The following is a 16,948-nucleotide window of genomic DNA, read 5'->3' as shown; positions in this document are numbered from 1 at the left end:
GTCAAAGCTCATGGATGTTGCAGGCTTTTTTGTCCTGCACTTCTTCGGAGTTTTGACTGTTTTTGTGTCGTTTAGAGGAAAGGAAAAAGATGCCTCAACAAGACTTTCGGACAAAAGTAGGAAATACGGTTTTTGGTGTTCGGGCAACAGCCTTGATTCTTCAAAATCGCAAGCTTCTAGTCACCAAAGATAAGGGCAAGTATTACACTATCGGCGGTGCCATTCAAGTCAATGAAAGCACAGAAGGCGCGGTAGTCCGTGAAGTGAGGGAAGAACTGGGTGTCAAAGCTCAAGCTGGTCAGCTAGCTTTTGTGGTTGAAAATCGTTTTGAACAGGACGGTGTTTATTATCACAATATCGAGTTTCATTATCTAGTGGATTTGCTTGAGGATGCTCCGTTGACCATGCAGGAAGATGAGAAAAGGCAGTCCTGTGAGTGGATTGACTTAGACAAGCTTAAGGGTATCAATCTAGTTCCAGCCTTTTTAAAAACAGCCCTACCAACTTGGGACGGCCAACTAAGACACATTCATCTTGAGAAATAGGAGAGAAACATGACTTATCATTTTACAGAAGAATACGATATTATTGTAATTGGTGCGGGACACGCTGGGGTCGAGGCTTCCTTGGCCGCTAGCCGTATGGGCTGTAAGGTCTTGCTTGCGACTATCAACATTGAAATGCTGGCTTTCATGCCTTGTAACCCCTCTATCGGTGGTTCTGCCAAGGGAATTGTCGTTCGTGAAGTCGATGCCCTCGGTGGTGAAATGGCTAAAACCATTGACAAGACTTACATCCAGATGAAGATGCTCAATACAGGGAAGGGGCCAGCTGTCCGTGCTCTTCGTGCGCAGGCTGACAAGGAGCTTTACTCTAAGGAAATGCGCAAGACAGTTGAAAATCAAGAGAATCTGACCCTTCGTCAAACCATGATTGATGAGATTTTGGTGGAAGACGGCAAGGTTGTCGGTGTTCGTACAGCGACCCATCAAGAGTATGCTGCCAAGGCTGTTATCGTGACGACAGGGACGGCCCTTCGTGGGGAAATTATCATCGGAGACCTCAAGTACTCATCAGGCCCTAACCACAGCCTAGCTTCTATTAACCTTGCTGACAATCTCAAGGAACTGGGCCTCGAGATCGGTCGTTTCAAGACAGGAACCCCTCCACGTGTCAAGGCTTCTTCAATCAACTACGACGTGACAGAGATTCAGCCAGGAGACGAAGCGCCTAATCATTTCTCATACACTTCACGAGATGAGGATTATGTCAAGGATCAAGTGCCATGCTGGTTGACCTATACCAATGGTACCAGTCATGAGATTATCCAAAACAACCTCCACCGTGCGCCTATGTTTACAGGTGTGGTCAAGGGAGTGGGACCTCGTTACTGTCCGTCGATTGAAGACAAGATTGTGCGCTTTGCGGATAAGGAACGTCACCAACTCTTCCTTGAGCCAGAAGGGCGCAATACTGAGGAAGTCTATGTTCAAGGACTTTCAACCAGTCTGCCTGAGGATGTCCAGCGTGAGCTGGTTCATTCCATCAAAGGTTTGGAAAATGCAGAGATGATGCGAACAGGTTATGCCATTGAGTACGACATGGTCTTGCCTCACCAGTTGCGTGCGACTCTGGAAACCAAGAAAATCTCCGGACTTTTCACTGCTGGTCAAACAAATGGAACGTCAGGTTACGAAGAGGCAGCAGGCCAAGGGATTATCGCGGGTATCAACGCGGCTCTGAAAGTCCAAGGCAAGCCTGAGTTGATTTTGAAGCGCAGTGACGGTTATATCGGGGTGATGATTGATGACTTGGTGACAAAGGGAACGATTGAACCCTACCGTCTCTTGACCAGTCGTGCTGAATACCGTCTCATTCTCCGTCACGACAATGCCGATATGCGTTTGACTGAGATGGGACGCGAGATTGGCCTTGTGGATGATGAACGCTGGGCTCGTTTTGAAATCAAGAAAAATCAATTTGACAATGAGATGAAGCGCCTAGACAGCATCAAACTCAAGCCAGTCAAGGAAACCAATGCCAAGGTTGAGGAGATGGGCTTCAAGCCGTTGACCGATGCAGTGACAGCCAAGGAATTCCTTCGCCGTCCAGAAGTGTCTTACCAAGATGTGGTGGCTTTCATCGGACCAGCAACAGAGGACTTGGATGACAAGATTATCGAATTGATTGAGACAGAAATCAAGTACGAAGGCTATATTTCCAAAGCCATGGATCAGGTTGCCAAGATGAAACGCATGGAAGAAAAGCGCATTCCAGCCAATATCGACTGGGATGACATTGATTCTATTGCAACCGAAGCTCGTCAGAAGTTCAAACTTATCAATCCAGAAACCATCGGCCAAGCCAGCCGTATTTCGGGAGTAAACCCAGCAGATATTTCTATTTTGATGGTGTATCTTGAAGGTAAAAATCGTAGTATTTCTAAAACTCTTCAAAAATCAAAATAATACGTCGTCGGCTTCTTACGAATGAATTCAAAGCTTGGCTTTGATTCATCTACAGTCTCCCATAGTTCCCCGAACTATGGGAGCTAACTCAAGTTATGCTTTCGCCTAGCCTTCTAGTCTGATTTCGATTTTTATTGAGTTTTAATCTAAAAAGAAAGCATAGAAAAAACAGCTCCGAAGACGGGGCTGTTTTCTTGCTTTATTCTTCATCTGGTGTGAGGATCATCGGGATGATGATCGGTTCACGTTCTGTATTTTCATAAAGGAAGGGGCGAATAGCGTTGACAATGGCACCATTGACAGATTGCACGCTAGCGTCCTTGTTTTTCAGTGCGATACGAATTGCATTGAAGAGGATACGCTGGCTTTGGCGAATCAAGTCGCCAGACTCTCTCATGTAGACAAAGCCTCGGCTGAGGATGTCTGGACCAGACAGAATCATCTGCGATTTGAAGTCAACAGTTGCGACTGCCAGAACGACACCGTCTTCAGATAGATCGCGACGATCTTTGAGGACAGCTGCGCCGATTTCACCGATACGATTTCCATCGACATAGATATCTTGGGCGTTGAAATGGCCTGCGATACGAGCAGAATCTGCGGTAAGGGCAAGCACATCACCATTGCTCATGATAAAGATATTGTCCTTCTCAACACCAGTATCCACTGCTAGTCCAGCGTGGACTTTTTGCATGCGGTATTCACCGTGGACAGGCATGAAGTATTTTGGCTTAATCAAGCGGAGCATGAGTTTTTGCTCTTGCTGGCCACCGTGTCCAGATGTATGGATATTGTTCACTTTACCGTGGATAACTTCGACACCAGCTTCTGAAATGATGTTAATCAGCTTGTTGACGCTAGTCGTATTTCCAGGGATTGGACTTGAAGAGAAGATAACGGTATCACCTGGTTGGAGTTGCACCTGACGGTGGGTTCCGTTGGCGATACGAGAGAGGGCTGCCATCGGCTCGCCCTGACTACCTGTACAGAGGATAAGAATCTCGCCTGCAGGGTAGTCTTTGATTTCATTTGGCTCGATAAAGGTTCCCTTAGGAGCTTTGATGTAGCCAAGCTCGATTCCGTTGACAATGGCCTTTTCCATAGAACGACCAAAGACAGCGATCTTGCGCCCAGTCTTAACAGCAGCTTCTGTTGCTTGCTGGAGACGGAAGATATTTGAGGCAAAGGATGCAAAGATGATACGTCCTTCAATGCCTTGGATAATCTTCATGATGGACTGACCAACGACTTTTTCAGAGTTGGTAAAGGTTGGCACTTCTGCATTTGTCGAGTCAGACAGGAGACAGAGTACACCGTCTTCACCAAGAGCTGCCATACGGTGCAAATCTGCTGGTTCACCAACTGGTGTTAAGTCAAACTTGAAGTCACCCGTACAGACAATTTTCCCTTGAGGAGTATGAATGACAATCCCCAAAGGTTCTGGAATAGAGTGAGTCGTTCTAAAGAAAGTTGCCTTGAGATTTTTAAAGGTCAACTCAGTGTTGTGGTTGATTTCGTAAAGTTTGGCGTTGCGCAAGAGGCCGTGTTCTTCGAGTTTCCCACGGATCAAAGCCAAGGCAAGCGGTCCAGCATAGATAGGGACATTTGCTTGCTTGAGCAGGAATGGAATCCCACCAATGTGGTCCTCGTGTCCGTGTGTAATCAAAACAGCCTTGACGCGGTCGATATTGTCTACTATGTAAGAGTAGTCAGGAATGACATAGTCGATACCCAGCAAGTCATCTTCTGGGAATTTAATCCCAGCATCGACGATGATAATCTCATCTTGGTATTCAATTCCGTAAGTGTTTTTCCCGATTTCTCCCAGACCACCGATGGCAAAAACGCCGACTTCTTCAGGTTTAAGAGTATAGGCCATATTAGAACTCCGTAATTTCGAAGGCGCCAGTTTCTTTTTCGTAATCTAGCAATTTGTCAGACAAGAGTTCGATATACTCGATATTGTACTCTGGGCGATTTTCTTCGACAAGTTGGCGAGCAGCGATACGGCCCTCAAGTTCTGAGCTGGCATCGATGTCTAGGTATAGTGCGCGTGTAGTTTCACGACGTGGGCTACGTTCTTTTGTTTCTTGATAAAAAACTTTGTAAATCATATAGTTCCTTTCTATTTTACAGGTCAGCTTATTCCAAACTTTTAGCAGATATTTGCTTGATTTCATTCCATTTTGTGTCTAGATTGACCTTGATTCGTTACAATTATTTCAATTATACCACAAAATGAAAGATTAGTAAAAGACGGAAACGAGAAAGTCATGGGACGATTTATTTGGTAAGCGTTTGCAAAAACAAAGAAAATGTGTTATATTGATAACGGAAGTGAAATTTATTGCTTGTCATAATTCCATATAGATTTTAAGTCAAGGAGGATGGCCTATGTATAACTTATTTGCTTTTGCTATCGGAGCTCGCTTGGTAGCTTTTATTGCTTTTGTTGCTTGCGTTTATGCGGGGAATCTTCTATTTGCCAAACTGGAACAACGACAAACCAAGTTCTTGTGGAAGATTACCTTTGTGACTCTCTACTCGCTTTTTCTCCTCCTCGTAACCTATGTCGTTTGGTTTGTATTTTACTTTGGATTAAATGCTTAAATGCCCTGCTCATGCTGGGGCATTTTTGTTTGGGGATAAAGAAAATTCCACCCCATCTATCAAGATGAGGCAGTTTTTGCATTTTTCTAAAATGACATGACAATGGAATTTTCAGAGCTTATTATTTTTATGGGAGTCATTGTTCTGTTCAAAAATAGAGTTGAAGCATAAAAATAAAACAATACAAACAGATAAATCGATTGGTAAAGGGATAGTAGTAATGTTTAAATCATTGAGAATGCTGAGAAAACTGTAAGAGATGAAGACAATAAAATTTATCCTTCTAAAAATGTGTTTCTTATCTAGCATGACTTACCAAACTTTTTACGGAGATCCTTTCAATTTTCTTGTTCACTTTTATATTCGGAAAAGAAAAGGAAAAGTGAGCATTTTTTTAAATTATTTTTAGTTAAGTGTGGGACTCTTGTGTGGGGGTAAAGAAAATTCCCATGTGCCAGCTTTTGTAGTATAATAGTAAGCAGACAAAAAGATAGGAATGTGTTATGAAAGTATTAGCTTTTGATACGTCCAGCAAGGCTCTTTCTCTCGCTATTTTAGAGAACAAGCAAGTTCTTGCTGAGACGACGATTAATATCAAGAAAAATCACAGTATTACCCTCATGCCTGCCATCGATTTTTTGATGGCAAGTTTGGATTGGACGCCCAAGGATTTGGACCGAATCGTGGTGGCAGAAGGACCAGGTAGCTACACAGGCTTGCGAATTGCGGTCGCAACTGCCAAGACTTTGGCTCATACTCTGAACATTGAGTTAGTTGGTATGTCTAGCCTCGTGGCTCTGGTGCCCTACCAACAAGAAGGCTTGTTCGTTCCTTTGATGGATGCGCGTCGCAACAATGTTTACGCAGGATTTTATGAAAATGCTAAACCTGTCATGCCAGAAGCACACCTGCCTTTTGAGCGAGTGATTGAGCTAATCAAGGGTGCTAGTCAGGTAACATTTGTCGGAGAAGTTGGCCCCTTTGTGGAGCAGATTCAAGAACACTTGCCAAGGACTAATTACAAAGAAACCTTGCCAAATGCAGCTAATCTAGCTCTCTGGGCCTGGGACAAGGAAGCAGACTCCTTGCATGATTTTGTGCCGAACTACCTCAAGCGTGTCGAGGCTGAGGAAAACTGGCTCAAGAACCACACCGAGTCTGGCGAGTCTTACATTAAACGCCTATGATAGAAATCAAACGAATCCAACAGCAGCCTAACTTGGCTCAAGCCATCTACGCTGTTATGATAGCTGTTTACCCAGTCAGTCCTTGGACACTGGAACAAATCCAAGCAGACCTGTCCCAAGACCAGACTTGGTATGCTCTGGCTTATGATGGGGCAGAAGTGATTGGATTTCTAGCTGTGCAGGAAAATATTTTTGAGGCAGAAGTCTTGCAAATCGCTGTTAAAGGAGCCTATCAGGGTCAGGGGATTGCCTCGGCCTTGTTTGCTCAATTGCCGACAGACAAGGAGATTTTCCTAGAAGTCAGAAAGTCAAATCAACGAGCGCAAGCATTTTACAAGAAAGAAAAGATGGCAGTCATCGCTGAGCGAAAGGCCTACTACCATGACCCAGTCGAGGACGCCATTATCATGAAGAGAGAAATAGATGAAAGATAGATATATTTTAGCATTTGAGACATCCTGTGATGAGACCAGTGTCGCCGTCTTGAAAAACGACGATGAGCTCTTGTCCAATGTCATTGCTAGTCAAATTGAGAGTCACAAACGTTTTGGGGGCGTAGTGCCTGAAGTAGCCAGTCGTCACCATGTCGAGGTCATTACAGCCTGTATCGAGGAGGCACTGGCAGAAGCAGGGATTACCGAAGACGATGTAACAGCTGTGGCGGTTACCTATGGACCGGGCTTGGTTGGAGCCTTGCTAGTTGGCTTGTCAGCTGCCAAGGCCTTTGCTTGGGCACATGGGCTTCCACTTATCCCTGTTAATCACATGGCTGGCCACCTCATGGCAGCTCAGAGTGTGGAACCTTTGGAGTTTCCCCTGCTAGCCCTCTTGGTCAGTGGTGGACACACAGAGTTGGTTTATGTTTCGGAGGTTGGTGATTACAAGATTGTTGGTGAAACGCGAGATGATGCGGTTGGTGAGGCCTATGATAAGGTCGGCCGTGTCATGGGCTTGACCTATCCTGCAGGTCGTGAGATTGATGAGCTAGCTCATCAGGGGCAGGATATTTATGATTTTCCTCGAGCCATGATTAAGGAAGATAATCTGGAGTTTTCATTCTCAGGTTTGAAATCGGCCTTTATCAACCTTCACCACAATGCCGAGCAAAAGGGAGAAAGCTTGTCCACAGAGGATTTGTGTGCTTCCTTCCAAGCAGCTGTCTTGGATATTCTTATGGCAAAAACTAAGAAGGCTTTGGAGAAATACCCTGTTAAAACTCTAGTTGTGGCAGGTGGCGTGGCAGCCAATAAAGGTCTCAGAGAACGCCTAGCAACTGAAATCACAGATGTCAATGTCATCATTCCACCTCTGCGCCTTTGCGGAGACAATGCAGGAATGATTGCCTATGCCAGCGTCAGCGAGTGGAACAAAGAAAACTTCGCAAGCTTGGATCTCAATGCCAAACCAAGTCTCGCTTTTGATACTATAGAATAAAGAGTCAGCTTAAGGCTGGCTTTTTCAATCACCAAAGTGTCAGAATATTTTGACAAAACTATAAAAATAATGATATAATATGCAAAAGCTAGGAGGTGGTAGGATGATTGAAAAAATGGAATTGGGGGAATTTTACAAGGAATTACGTTTGGCTAGAAAGCTCAAGCAGTCAGATGTGGCTTGTGACGGGCTAACAGCTTCTCAGTTGTCCAAGTTTGAGCTAGGGCAGTCCATGTTGTCTGCTGATAAGCTCATATTAGCCATCCAAGGAATCAATATGAATTTTGATGAGTTTGGGCACAAGCTCAACAACTATCAAGAATCTCCACATATGCAGATTGGTAGGAGGGTTGTGGATCGCTTTGCCCACCAAGATATAGCTGGCTTAGAGCAACTGTTGGAGGAAGTCGAGCAAGGACAGATGGCAGAGACCTATCGTTGTTTGAATGCCATTGTGATTAAAAATGCTATTCATTCCTTAGATAAAAATTATCCCCTAGCAGAGGAGGATAGCGAGTTTTTGACCACTTATCTCTATGCTATTGAGTCTTGGACATGGTTTGAACTCTACCTTTTTTGCAATACTATGCCCTTCTTGAGTAACCAAGATTTGATATTTTTATCAACTTCTTTACTTGAGAAATCCAAAGAATTTAAAGAGTTAGTACACAATCGATTGTATATGAAGCAAGGGCTCTTAAATATCTTATCAGAGTTCATGGAGCGTAAACTTTTCTCCTACATCCCAATCTTTGAAGCCGAGTTGGAGAGCATGCTGCGTCCATACGATGTTTTTGAAAAAGTATTGTGGCAATTTTTAAAGAAAATGCAGATTTTTCTTCAAACCAAAGGAAACAATCAAAAAGAGATTGAACACTTTATCCAATCTCTGCAAGTATTAGAAAATCCACAATTGATAGCCCTTTTTAAATTGCGCTTGCAGCAATACAAAGAACTTATCGATTAGTTAGAAATGGCAAAATGATAATAATATCAGCAACGATTGTCAATAATGTTAAAATTTGTTTCTTCATAGTTGCTCCACTCCTTAATTAGTAATAACTTTATTATACCAGGGAAATAATCAAATCTACCAAAATCGCAAATCTGAAATTTCTATAAGAAAAAATATCAAATATGCGATTTTCTAAAATAAGCCAATTTCTGTGTTATACTATCCTTGTAAAGCACTTGAAGCAAATCCTAGGTCGCAGAAGTGGTTTACAAATGAAGAAAGATTTTCCTACAATCAAAGTGCAATCTTACTATTGATATTGGAAATGATAGTTTATATTTACATCAAATTACTTATTAGAAAGGTGCAACTAATATGAGAGTTAAATTTTTACTAAAAACGGGAATTATTCTAGCTGGCTTTGTTTTCGTAAATACAGTAGCATTGAACACAACAACTGTCTTTGCTGACAGTCCTTCGGTTGAAGAAGTAGAGTCCAGAGCCCGAATTCAAGATAGAACTGTTGTCTTAACTTATGATCTAGTGGATAACTCAGAGGATTATTGGGTTTATAAATATAGAGCAGCACCCTACGACTTTTACTATAATACAAAGACTAAGAAATGGAAGTCTGTACAATATATTTCTAATTTGGAACACACTGTAAATGTTATGGTGGATGGTTGGGCTAAATATGGTCCTTGGCGTCCTAGATAAGATGAGGTAAACGATGGGAAAACAGAGTCAGTTACAAATTTTAATTCATTCCCTGTACAATAATAAAGAAATTAGCTTGACGGAAGAATTTAGGAAGCAATTGCTGGAGACAGCGAAACAGTTTTCTAGTAGTAATGAAGATTTGCTAGCTGTACGTCTCTCATTTGCCATCTCTAAAGAATTATTGGGCTTTAAAGGTGAACCGCCGACAGAGTTGTTGGATTTAGCAAAATTTGTACAAAAGAAAGAAGCTAAATACAAGCAGGGAATAGTGTGGTCTGGTATTTTTAAAATATGATTCATTATAAAATACGGTATTAACGGTTATATAATGAATGAATCTAACATGAAAAATATATAAGCGAGACTTGGATTTCAATGCCAAACCAAGTCTTGTTTTTGATACACTGGAATAAAAATTCCAACTGGAACTTAAAAAGGAGTTGTGATGAAAGTATTTCTTCAAAATAGAGATTTTAGGCAATTAACTGTCAACCAGTGGATTTCAACGCTTGGGGATACGATTTTTTATCTGGCCTTTTTGAATTATGTGGCAGATGCCTCTTTTGCCCCTTTGGCGATTTTACTTATCACGATTTCAGAAACCCTGCCCCAAGTTCTACAAATCTTTCTGGGAGTTTTGGCGGATTTTCAACATCATCGTGTCTTGAAATACACAGTCATTAGTTTTGCAAAATTTTTGCTTTACTCTATCGTTTCTTTATCACTTTCAGGGCAGTCCTTTTCCTTAGTATTAGTAGCATTTATTTGTCTGATTAACCTCTTGTCTGACACATTGAGTTATTTTTCAGGCGCCATGCTCACTCCGATTTTCATTAGAATTATTGGACAAGACCATTTGGCAGAAGCTATTGGGTTTAAACAGTCAACTGTTAGTTTAGTGAAAACAATCAGTAATATTCTAGGAGGAGTCTTACTAGGTATTCTATCCATCCAGTTTATTTCCTTACTGAACGCTCTTACATTTTTAATCGCATTTTTAGGTATCCTATTCATAAAAACTGACCTCTTGAAAGTAGAAAAAACGATTAGCTATCAAGAAGGACTCTCTGTAAAATCCTTTTGCCAGCATTTGCTCCAATCATCGAAATTGATATGGAATATGAATCAGGTGCTCTTGGTTTTGTTTATTATTTCTATTAGTCAAGCAGTGATAAATGTTACAGTTCCTGTCTCTACTCTGTTTTTGAGAAATCAACCCTTTTTGAATTTACAAACAGGTCAATCTCTTGCCCTGCTATCCACTTTTGAACTGTCAGCCCTGATTGTCGGAAGCCTTGTAAGTGGCTATCTGAAAAATACGATTTCTATAAAAGCAGCTCTCTATGCCTCGCTTGTCATCCAGTTGTTTCTTCTAGTAGGATTTGCCACAGTTCGTTTTGACTGGATTCTCATCTTTAGTGCCTTGGATGCCTTTTTCGCAGGTATTCTCTCTCCTAGATTGCAAGAACTCGTCTTTAAACAAATACCTGAGGAGTCAATGGGAGCAGTTCAATCTTCTATCGGGGCTATTACGGTTGTTTTACCTAGCTTATTTACAATAGCTTTGGTAACCATTGCTACTAGCTTTGGAACTCTGGCAGTTAGCTTTGTTTTATTACTATTTCTTCTAGTTGCCTTTTTCATGCTTCTGAATATTCGTGAAAGTATTTAGTGGAGAATTTGTCTAATATATGTTTGAGACTGGATTGCCAGTCTTTTTATAATGGTCAAAATCAGCAGACTTTTTTCTCTTTCCTGAATGTGTTATAATAGTCCATGCTGTGGCTGAAGTCTTTTCAGCCTACTTATACTCTTCGAAAATCTCTTCAAACCGCGTCAGCTTCTATCTGCAACCTCAAAACAATGTTTTGAGCAACCTGCGGCTAGCTTTCTAGTTTGCTCTTTGATTTTCATTGAGTATTATTAAGACAATATGAGGAGAAAGATGAAAGAAAAAGGATTTTGGGAAGGGGCACAGGCAGCCATGCCAACGGCCCTTGGCTATGTCAGTATCGGGCTGGCCTGTGGGATTATTGGTGCGCCCTATGTGACACCTGTGGAGATGGGCTTGATGAGCCTCTTTGTTTATGCTGGGAGTGCCCAGTTTGCCATGCTGGCACTGATTGCGGTTCAAGCACCTGTAGCAGCTATTGCGATGACGGTCTTTTTGATCAATTTGCGTCTCTTTTTGCTGAGCTTACATGCGTCGACCTATTTCCGTCATACCAGTCTCTGGCAAAATATCGGTATGTCTAGTATCTTGACAGATGAGACCTATGGCGTTTTGATGGGCGAATTAGCCCATGCAGACAAGGTCAATCCTATGTGGATGCACGGAAACAATCTTAACAGCTATGTGGCTTGGTTTGTGGGAACAGTTGCCGGAACGGCTCTGGGTGGTCTGCTTCCAAATCCAGAAATCTTTGGATTGGATTTTGCCCTGGTTGGGATGTTCATTGGAATTTTTGCTTCGCAATTCCAGATTATGCAAAGACGAATTCCTGTCCGCAATCTGCTGATTATCCTAGCAGTTGTTGCGGTGTCCTTCTTTTTACTCTTGACAGTGGTGTCTCAGTCACTAGCTGTTCTGTTTGCGACCTTGCTAGGTTGTACAATGGGGGTGGTTTTAGATGGTCAGTAAGTATCTTTTATTAGCAGTTATTTTCTCTGGTCTTGTGACCTGGATTCCCCGTATAATTCCCTTCATCTTGGTCAAGTATAAGGGCTTGCCTGCGATCGTTGAGCGTTTTTTGAAGTTCTTGCCCGTTTCTATTATCTTTGCCTTGATTCTTTCAAGCGTAGTGACAGGCAAGGTTGGGAGCTTTCCTCAAATCAAATGGCTGGACTTCTTAGCAGTCTTTCCAACAGCTTGGGTAGCCTTTCGCTACCGCAATCTAGTCGGAACGGTTCTCTTTGGAGTGGTCCTAATTGCAGTTTTACGTTTGGTCTTTTAATACTCTCCGAAAATCTCTTCAAACCACGTCAGCTTTGCCTTTCCGTAGGTATATGTAACTGACTTCGTCAGTCTTATCTCCAACCTCAAAACAGTGTTTTGAGCAACCTGCGGCTAGCTTCCTAGTTTGCTCTTTGATTTTCATTGAGTATAAATCAGCCATAAAGAAAACCTATCACAGAGATAGATATCATATAATGGCGTAAATGGTCTTTTTCTGTTAAGATTATAAGGTATTCTATTTTGGAGGAAATGACATGAAAAAAATCGTTAAATACTCATCTCTTGCGGCCCTTGCGCTTGTTGCTGCAGGTGTTTTAGCAGCTTGCTCAGGTGGTGCTAAGAAAGAAGGAGAAGCAGCTAGCAAGAAAGAAATCATCGTTGCAACCAATGGTTCGCCAAAACCATTTATCTATGAAGAAAATGGCGAATTGACTGGTTACGAGATTGAAGTCGTTCGCGCTATCTTTAAAGATTCTGACAAATATGATGTCAAGTTTGAAAAGACAGAATGGTCAGGTGTATTTGCTGGTCTTGACGCTGACCGTTACAATATGGCTGTCAACAATCTTAGCTACACTAAAGAACGTGCGGAGAAATACCTTTATGCCGCACCAATTGCCCAAAACCCTAATGTCCTTGTAGTGAAGAAAGACGACTCTAGCATCAAGTCTCTCGCTGATATCGGTGGAAAATCGACGGAAGTCGTTCAAGCCACTACATCAGCTAAGCAGTTAGAAGCATACAACGCTGAACACCCGGACAACCCAACTATCCTTAACTATACTAAGGCAGACTTCCAACAAATCATGGTACGTTTGAGCGATGGCCAATTTGACTACAAGATTTTTGATAAAATTGGTGTTGAAACAGTGATCAAGAACCAAGGTTTGGACAACTTGAAAGTTATCGAACTTCCAAGCGACCAACAACCGTACGTTTACCCACTTCTTGCTCAAGGTCAAGATGAGTTGAAATCATTTGTAGACAAACGCATTAAAGAACTCTACAAAGATGGAACGCTTGAAAAATTGTCTAAACAATTCTTTGGCGACACTTATCTACCAGCAGAAGCTGATATTAAATAATTTTTTGAAGTCATCCATTCTGAGTAAGATGGGTGATTTCTCAGTTTTTAGGGATATAGTTTTAAACTATATATCTGATTATCTAATAACAATTTGTGCAATTGAAGAAAGTATGAGATACTAGTACGGTATTATTTTTAAGGAGAAAGAATCATGAAAATTAAAAAATGGCTTGGCCTAGCAGCCCTTGCTACAGTCGCAGGTTTGGCTCTTGCAGCTTGCGGAAACTCAGAAAAGAAAGCAGACAATGCAACAACTATTAAAATCGCAACTGTCAACCGTAGCGGTTCTGAAGAAGCTCGTTGGGATAAAGTTCAAGAATTGGTTAAAAAAGACGGAATCACTTTGGAATTTACAGAGTTCACAGACTACTCACAACCAAACAAGGCAACTGCTGATGGTGAAGTAGACTTGAACGCTTTCCAACACTATAACTTCTTGAACAACTGGAACAAAGAAAACGGAAAAGACCTTGTAGCGATTGCTGATACTTACATCTCTCCAATCCGCCTTTACTCAGGTTTGAATGGAAGTGACAACAAGTACACTAAAGTAGAAGATATCCCAGCAAACGGAGAAATCGCTGTACCGAATGACGCTACAAACGAAAGCCGTGCGCTTTACTTGCTTCAATCAGCTGGCTTGATTAAATTGGACGTTTCAGGAACTGCTCTTGCAACAGTTGCTAACATCAAAGAAAATCCAAAGAACTTGAAAATCACTGAATTGGACGCTAGCCAAACAGCTCGTTCATTGTCATCAGTTGACGCTGCTGTTGTAAACAATACCTTCGTTACAGAAGCAAAATTGGACTACAAGAAAGCACTTTTCAAAGAACAAGCTGATGAAAACTCAAAACAATGGTACAACATCATCGTTGCGAAAAAAGATTGGGAAACATCACCTAAGGCTGATGCTATCAAGAAAGTGATCGCAGCTTACCACACAGATGACGTGAAAAAAGTTATCGAAGAAACATCAGACGGTTTGGATCAACCAGTTTGGTAATAAGAAACAGGGAGGTGGGAGAGAAAATTCCACCTCTTGCTTTTGTATAGAGCATGGATTGTCAGGAAGAGTAGTTCATAGAAAGGTAGAGAGAATATGGTTTTTCCTAGCGAACAAGAACAGATAGAAAAATTTGAAAAGGATCATGTAGCCCAGCATTATTTTGAGGTTTTGCGTACCTTGATTTCTAAGAAGTCGGTCTTTGCCCAGCAGGTTGGACTCAAGGAAGTCGCAAACTATCTGGGTGAGATTTTCAAGCGTGTTGGGGCTGAAGTGGAGATTGATGAGACTTACACGGCGCCTTTTGTCATGGCGCATTTCAAGAGTTCGCGTCCAGATGCCAAGACCTTGATTTTCTATAACCACTATGACACTGTGCCAGCGGACGGAGATCAAGTGTGGACAGAGGATCCCTTTACGCTTTCGGTGCGCAATGGCTTCATGTATGGGCGTGGGGTTGACGATGATAAGGGTCATATCACAGCTCGTTTGAGTGCTTTGAGAAAATACATGCAGCACCACGATGACCTGCCTGTCAATATCAGCTTTATCATGGAGGGTGCGGAGGAATCGGCTTCGACAGACCTAGATAAGTATCTGGAAAAACATGCGGATAAACTCCGTGGTGCAGATTTGTTGGTCTGGGAACAAGGGACCAAAAATGCCTTGGAACAACTGGAAATTTCTGGTGGCAATAAGGGGATTGTGACCTTTGATGCCAAGGTGAAAAGCGCTGATGTGGATATTCACTCTAGTTATGGTGGGGTTGTGGAATCAGCTCCTTGGTATCTCCTCCAAGCCTTACAGTCTCTTCGCGCTGCAGATGGCCGTATCTTGGTTGAAGGTTTGTACGAAGAAGTACAAGAGCCAAATGAACGAGAAATGGCCTTGCTAGAAACTTATGGTCAACGAAACCCAGAGGAAGTTAGTCGGATCTATGGATTGGAGTTGCCTCTTTTACAGGAGGAGCGGATGGCCTTTCTAAAACGTTTCTTTTTCGAGCCAGCGCTTAATATCGAAGGGATTCAGTCAGGTTATCAAGGTCAGGGTGTTAAGACTATTTTGCCAGCAGAAGCCAGTGCCAAGCTAGAGGTTCGTCTGGTTCCGGGCTTAGAACCGCATGATGTTCTGGAAAAAATTCGGAAACAGCTAGACAAAAATGGCTTTGATAAGGTAGAATTATACTATACCTTGGGAGAGATGAGCTATCGAAGCGATATGAGCGCACCAGCCATTCTCAATGTGATTGAGTTGGCCAAGAAATTCTATCCACAGGGCGTTTCAGTCTTGCCGACGACAGCTGGGACAGGGCCTATGCATACGGTCTTTGATGCCCTAGAGGTGCCAATGGTGGCCTTCGGTCTAGGAAATGCCAATAGCCGAGACCACGGTGGAGATGAAAATGTGCGAATCGCCGATTATTACACCCATATTGAATTAGTAGAGGAGCTGATTAGAAGCTATGAGTAGAGATATTATCAAGTTAGATCAGATCGATGTGACTTTTCACCAAAAGAAGAGAACCATCACAGCGGTCAAGGATGTGACCATTCACATCCAAGAAGGGGATATCTACGGAATCGTTGGATATTCTGGAGCAGGGAAATCAACCCTTGTACGGGTAATTAACCTCTTGCAAAAACCATCTGCAGGCAAAATTACCATTGACGACGATGTGATTTTTGATGGTAAGGTGATCTTGACGGCAGAACAGTTGCGTCGTAAACGTCAGGATATCGGGATGATTTTCCAGCATTTTAATCTGATGAGTCAGAAGACAGCAGAGGAGAATGTAGCCTTTGCCCTTAAACACTCTGGACTTAGCAAGGAAGAAAAGAAGGCTAAAGTAGCTAAGTTGTTGGACTTGGTTGGCTTGGCAGACCGTGCTGAAAACTATCCTTCACAACTATCTGGAGGGCAAAAACAGCGTGTGGCTATTGCGCGTGCCTTGGCAAATGACCCAAAAATCTTGATTTCAGATGAGTCAACGTCTGCCCTTGACCCTAAGACAACCAAGCAGATTTTGGCCTTGTTGCAAGATTTGAACCAAAAATTAGGCTTAACTGTTGTCTTGATTACGCATGAAATGCAGATTGTCAAAGATATTGCCAACCGTGTGGCAGTTATGCAGGATGGTCATTTGATTGAGGAGGGTAGTGTCCTTGAAATCTTCTCAGACCCTAAACAACCTTTGACTCAAGACTTTATCTCAACAGCTACAGGTATTGACGAAGCCATGGTCAAAATCGAGAAGCAAGAAATCGTGGAACACTTGTCTGAAAACAGCCTTTTGGTGCAACTCAAGTATGCAGGTGCTTCAACAGACGAGCCACTTTTGAATGAATTATACAAGCGTTACCAAGTAACGGCTAATATCCTTTATGGAAATATCGAAATCCTAGATGGTACTCCTGTTGGAGAATTAGTTGTGGTCTTGTCAGGGGAAAAAGAAGCCTTGGCAAGCGCCCAAGAAGCCATTCGTCAAGCAGGCGTACAGCTAAAAGTATTGAAGGGAGGACAGTAAG

19 protein-coding genes are annotated in these 16,948 nt (G+C 42.3%); 16 read left to right on the top strand and 3 right to left on the bottom strand.

All coding sequences use genetic code 11. From position 1 onward, the window contains the following. Positions 1-89: 89 nt before the first annotated feature. Both HWX15_RS04190 and mnmG read left to right on the top strand, forming a co-directional pair. On the top strand, positions 90-545 hold the full coding sequence (locus HWX15_RS04190; protein WP_175880360.1) for an NUDIX hydrolase: 456 nt from the start codon (positions 90-92) through the stop codon (positions 543-545). Between the two features lie 9 nt (positions 546-554). After that, positions 555-2,468, top strand: a complete 1,914-nt coding sequence (gene mnmG / locus HWX15_RS04185) for a tRNA uridine-5-carboxymethylaminomethyl(34) synthesis enzyme MnmG (RefSeq protein WP_175880359.1) — start codon at positions 555-557, stop codon at positions 2,466-2,468. 199 nt (positions 2,469-2,667) lie between these two features. Here the strand turns inward: mnmG and rnjA are convergent, their stop codons facing one another. Then, positions 2,668-4,347 carry a ribonuclease J1 gene (rnjA, locus tag HWX15_RS04180; RefSeq protein ID WP_101782088.1) on the bottom strand — a complete coding sequence of 560 codons (1,680 nt, stop codon included), beginning with the start codon at positions 4,345-4,347 and terminating at the stop codon, positions 2,668-2,670. Between the two features lies 1 nt (position 4,348). Then, positions 4,349-4,582, bottom strand: coding sequence for a DNA-dependent RNA polymerase subunit epsilon (locus tag HWX15_RS04175; RefSeq protein WP_000639572.1), 234 nt, complete (start codon positions 4,580-4,582; stop codon positions 4,349-4,351). Between the two features lie 280 nt (positions 4,583-4,862). Here HWX15_RS04175 and HWX15_RS04170 point away from each other — a divergent pair, with 280 nt between their 5' ends. From HWX15_RS04170 to HWX15_RS04125, 10 genes are all read left to right on the top strand, one after another. Next, positions 4,863-5,078: a hypothetical protein gene (locus HWX15_RS04170; protein WP_175880358.1), complete on the top strand. Its 216-nt coding sequence runs from the start codon at positions 4,863-4,865 to the stop codon at positions 5,076-5,078. 503 nt (positions 5,079-5,581) lie between these two features. Continuing rightward, positions 5,582-6,265 (top strand): tRNA (adenosine(37)-N6)-threonylcarbamoyltransferase complex dimerization subunit type 1 TsaB, encoded by a 684-nt coding sequence (gene tsaB, locus HWX15_RS04165; RefSeq protein ID WP_175880357.1) that lies wholly within the window; start codon positions 5,582-5,584, stop codon positions 6,263-6,265. Then, positions 6,262-6,699 carry a ribosomal protein S18-alanine N-acetyltransferase gene (gene rimI, locus HWX15_RS04160; protein ID WP_175880356.1) on the top strand — a complete coding sequence of 146 codons (438 nt, stop codon included), beginning with the start codon at positions 6,262-6,264 and terminating at the stop codon, positions 6,697-6,699. Before tsaB ends, rimI begins: the two co-directional genes overlap by 4 nt. Further along, complete coding sequence (tsaD, locus tag HWX15_RS04155; RefSeq protein ID WP_175880355.1) at positions 6,689-7,699, top strand: tRNA (adenosine(37)-N6)-threonylcarbamoyltransferase complex transferase subunit TsaD; 1,011 nt, start codon at positions 6,689-6,691, stop codon at positions 7,697-7,699. Before rimI ends, tsaD begins: the two co-directional genes overlap by 11 nt. Before the next feature lie 103 nt (positions 7,700-7,802). After that, on the top strand, positions 7,803-8,666 hold the full coding sequence (locus tag HWX15_RS04150) for an XRE/MutR family transcriptional regulator (protein WP_175880354.1): 864 nt from the start codon (positions 7,803-7,805) through the stop codon (positions 8,664-8,666). Positions 8,667-9,029: 363 nt separating this feature from the next. Beyond that, positions 9,030-9,371, top strand: a complete 342-nt coding sequence (locus tag HWX15_RS04145; protein ID WP_050242651.1) for a hypothetical protein — start codon at positions 9,030-9,032, stop codon at positions 9,369-9,371. 13 nt (positions 9,372-9,384) lie between these two features. After that, on the top strand, positions 9,385-9,669 hold the full coding sequence (locus HWX15_RS04140) for a bacteriocin immunity family protein (RefSeq protein ID WP_175880353.1): 285 nt from the start codon (positions 9,385-9,387) through the stop codon (positions 9,667-9,669). Positions 9,670-9,819: 150 nt separating this feature from the next. Beyond that, positions 9,820-11,046 carry an MFS transporter gene (locus tag HWX15_RS04135; protein ID WP_175880352.1) on the top strand — a complete coding sequence of 409 codons (1,227 nt, stop codon included), beginning with the start codon at positions 9,820-9,822 and terminating at the stop codon, positions 11,044-11,046. 273 nt (positions 11,047-11,319) lie between these two features. Continuing rightward, positions 11,320-12,015 carry an AzlC family ABC transporter permease gene (locus HWX15_RS04130; protein WP_175880351.1) on the top strand — a complete coding sequence of 232 codons (696 nt, stop codon included), beginning with the start codon at positions 11,320-11,322 and terminating at the stop codon, positions 12,013-12,015. Continuing rightward, on the top strand, positions 12,005-12,328 hold the full coding sequence (locus HWX15_RS04125; RefSeq protein ID WP_049513063.1) for an AzlD domain-containing protein: 324 nt from the start codon (positions 12,005-12,007) through the stop codon (positions 12,326-12,328). Before HWX15_RS04130 ends, HWX15_RS04125 begins: the two co-directional genes overlap by 11 nt. Positions 12,329-12,346: 18 nt before the next feature. Here HWX15_RS04125 and HWX15_RS04120 read toward each other — a convergent pair whose 3' ends face one another. Continuing rightward, positions 12,347-12,490: a hypothetical protein gene (locus tag HWX15_RS04120; RefSeq protein WP_153299911.1), complete on the bottom strand. Its 144-nt coding sequence runs from the start codon at positions 12,488-12,490 to the stop codon at positions 12,347-12,349. Between the two features lie 94 nt (positions 12,491-12,584). On the opposite strand from HWX15_RS04120, the gene HWX15_RS04115 reads away from it, so the two are divergent. The 4 genes from HWX15_RS04115 to HWX15_RS04100 all read left to right on the top strand — a co-directional run bounded on the left by HWX15_RS04115 (position 12,585) and on the right by HWX15_RS04100 (position 16,947). Then, positions 12,585-13,415, top strand: coding sequence for an amino acid ABC transporter substrate-binding protein (locus HWX15_RS04115; RefSeq protein ID WP_000724930.1), 831 nt, complete (start codon positions 12,585-12,587; stop codon positions 13,413-13,415). A 153-nt stretch (positions 13,416-13,568) separates the two neighbouring features. Further along, positions 13,569-14,423: a MetQ/NlpA family ABC transporter substrate-binding protein gene (locus tag HWX15_RS04110; protein WP_050207619.1), complete on the top strand. Its 855-nt coding sequence runs from the start codon at positions 13,569-13,571 to the stop codon at positions 14,421-14,423. Positions 14,424-14,519: 96 nt separating this feature from the next. After that, positions 14,520-15,893, top strand: coding sequence for a M20 family metallopeptidase (locus tag HWX15_RS04105; protein ID WP_000231811.1), 1,374 nt, complete (start codon positions 14,520-14,522; stop codon positions 15,891-15,893). Further along, entirely contained in the window at positions 15,886-16,947 is a 1,062-nt protein-coding gene (locus HWX15_RS04100; protein WP_069288539.1) for a methionine ABC transporter ATP-binding protein, read from the top strand. Before HWX15_RS04105 ends, HWX15_RS04100 begins: the two co-directional genes overlap by 8 nt. Position 16,948: the final 1 nt, after the last annotated feature.

Source organism: Streptococcus thalassemiae (assembly GCF_903645285.1).
GTDB lineage: Bacteria > Bacillota > Bacilli > Lactobacillales > Streptococcaceae > Streptococcus > Streptococcus thalassemiae.
The sequence above is the reverse complement of the archived record's forward strand: the minus strand, read 5'-3'. Positions and strand labels throughout refer to the sequence as shown.

Excerpts from the sequence above, each read along its gene's own strand:
- HWX15_RS04100 (WP_069288539.1), top strand. The coding sequence starts at position 15,886 with ATGAGTAGAGATATTATCAAGTTAGATCAGATCGATGTGACTTTTCAC.
- HWX15_RS04135 (WP_175880352.1), top strand. The coding sequence starts at position 9,820 with ATGAAAGTATTTCTTCAAAATAGAGATTTTAGGCAATTAACTGTCAAC.
- HWX15_RS04115 (WP_000724930.1), top strand. The coding sequence starts at position 12,585 with ATGAAAAAAATCGTTAAATACTCATCTCTTGCGGCCCTTGCGCTTGTT.
- tsaB (WP_175880357.1), top strand. The coding sequence starts at position 5,582 with ATGAAAGTATTAGCTTTTGATACGTCCAGCAAGGCTCTTTCTCTCGCT.
- HWX15_RS04105 (WP_000231811.1), top strand. The coding sequence starts at position 14,520 with ATGGTTTTTCCTAGCGAACAAGAACAGATAGAAAAATTTGAAAAGGAT.
- HWX15_RS04170 (WP_175880358.1), top strand. The coding sequence starts at position 4,863 with ATGTATAACTTATTTGCTTTTGCTATCGGAGCTCGCTTGGTAGCTTTT.
- HWX15_RS04130 (WP_175880351.1), top strand. The coding sequence starts at position 11,320 with ATGAAAGAAAAAGGATTTTGGGAAGGGGCACAGGCAGCCATGCCAACG.
- tsaD (WP_175880355.1), top strand. The coding sequence starts at position 6,689 with ATGAAAGATAGATATATTTTAGCATTTGAGACATCCTGTGATGAGACC.
- mnmG (WP_175880359.1), top strand. The coding sequence starts at position 555 with ATGACTTATCATTTTACAGAAGAATACGATATTATTGTAATTGGTGCG.
- HWX15_RS04110 (WP_050207619.1), top strand. The coding sequence starts at position 13,569 with ATGAAAATTAAAAAATGGCTTGGCCTAGCAGCCCTTGCTACAGTCGCA.
- HWX15_RS04125 (WP_049513063.1), top strand. The coding sequence starts at position 12,005 with ATGGTCAGTAAGTATCTTTTATTAGCAGTTATTTTCTCTGGTCTTGTG.
- HWX15_RS04175 (WP_000639572.1), bottom strand. The coding sequence starts at position 4,582 with ATGATTTACAAAGTTTTTTATCAAGAAACAAAAGAACGTAGCCCACGT.
- HWX15_RS04140 (WP_175880353.1), top strand. The coding sequence starts at position 9,385 with ATGGGAAAACAGAGTCAGTTACAAATTTTAATTCATTCCCTGTACAAT.
- HWX15_RS04120 (WP_153299911.1), bottom strand. The coding sequence starts at position 12,490 with ATGGCTGATTTATACTCAATGAAAATCAAAGAGCAAACTAGGAAGCTA.
- HWX15_RS04150 (WP_175880354.1), top strand. The coding sequence starts at position 7,803 with ATGATTGAAAAAATGGAATTGGGGGAATTTTACAAGGAATTACGTTTG.
- HWX15_RS04190 (WP_175880360.1), top strand. The coding sequence starts at position 90 with ATGCCTCAACAAGACTTTCGGACAAAAGTAGGAAATACGGTTTTTGGT.
- rnjA (WP_101782088.1), bottom strand. The coding sequence starts at position 4,347 with ATGGCCTATACTCTTAAACCTGAAGAAGTCGGCGTTTTTGCCATCGGT.
- rimI (WP_175880356.1), top strand. The coding sequence starts at position 6,262 with ATGATAGAAATCAAACGAATCCAACAGCAGCCTAACTTGGCTCAAGCC.
- HWX15_RS04145 (WP_050242651.1), top strand. The coding sequence starts at position 9,030 with ATGAGAGTTAAATTTTTACTAAAAACGGGAATTATTCTAGCTGGCTTT.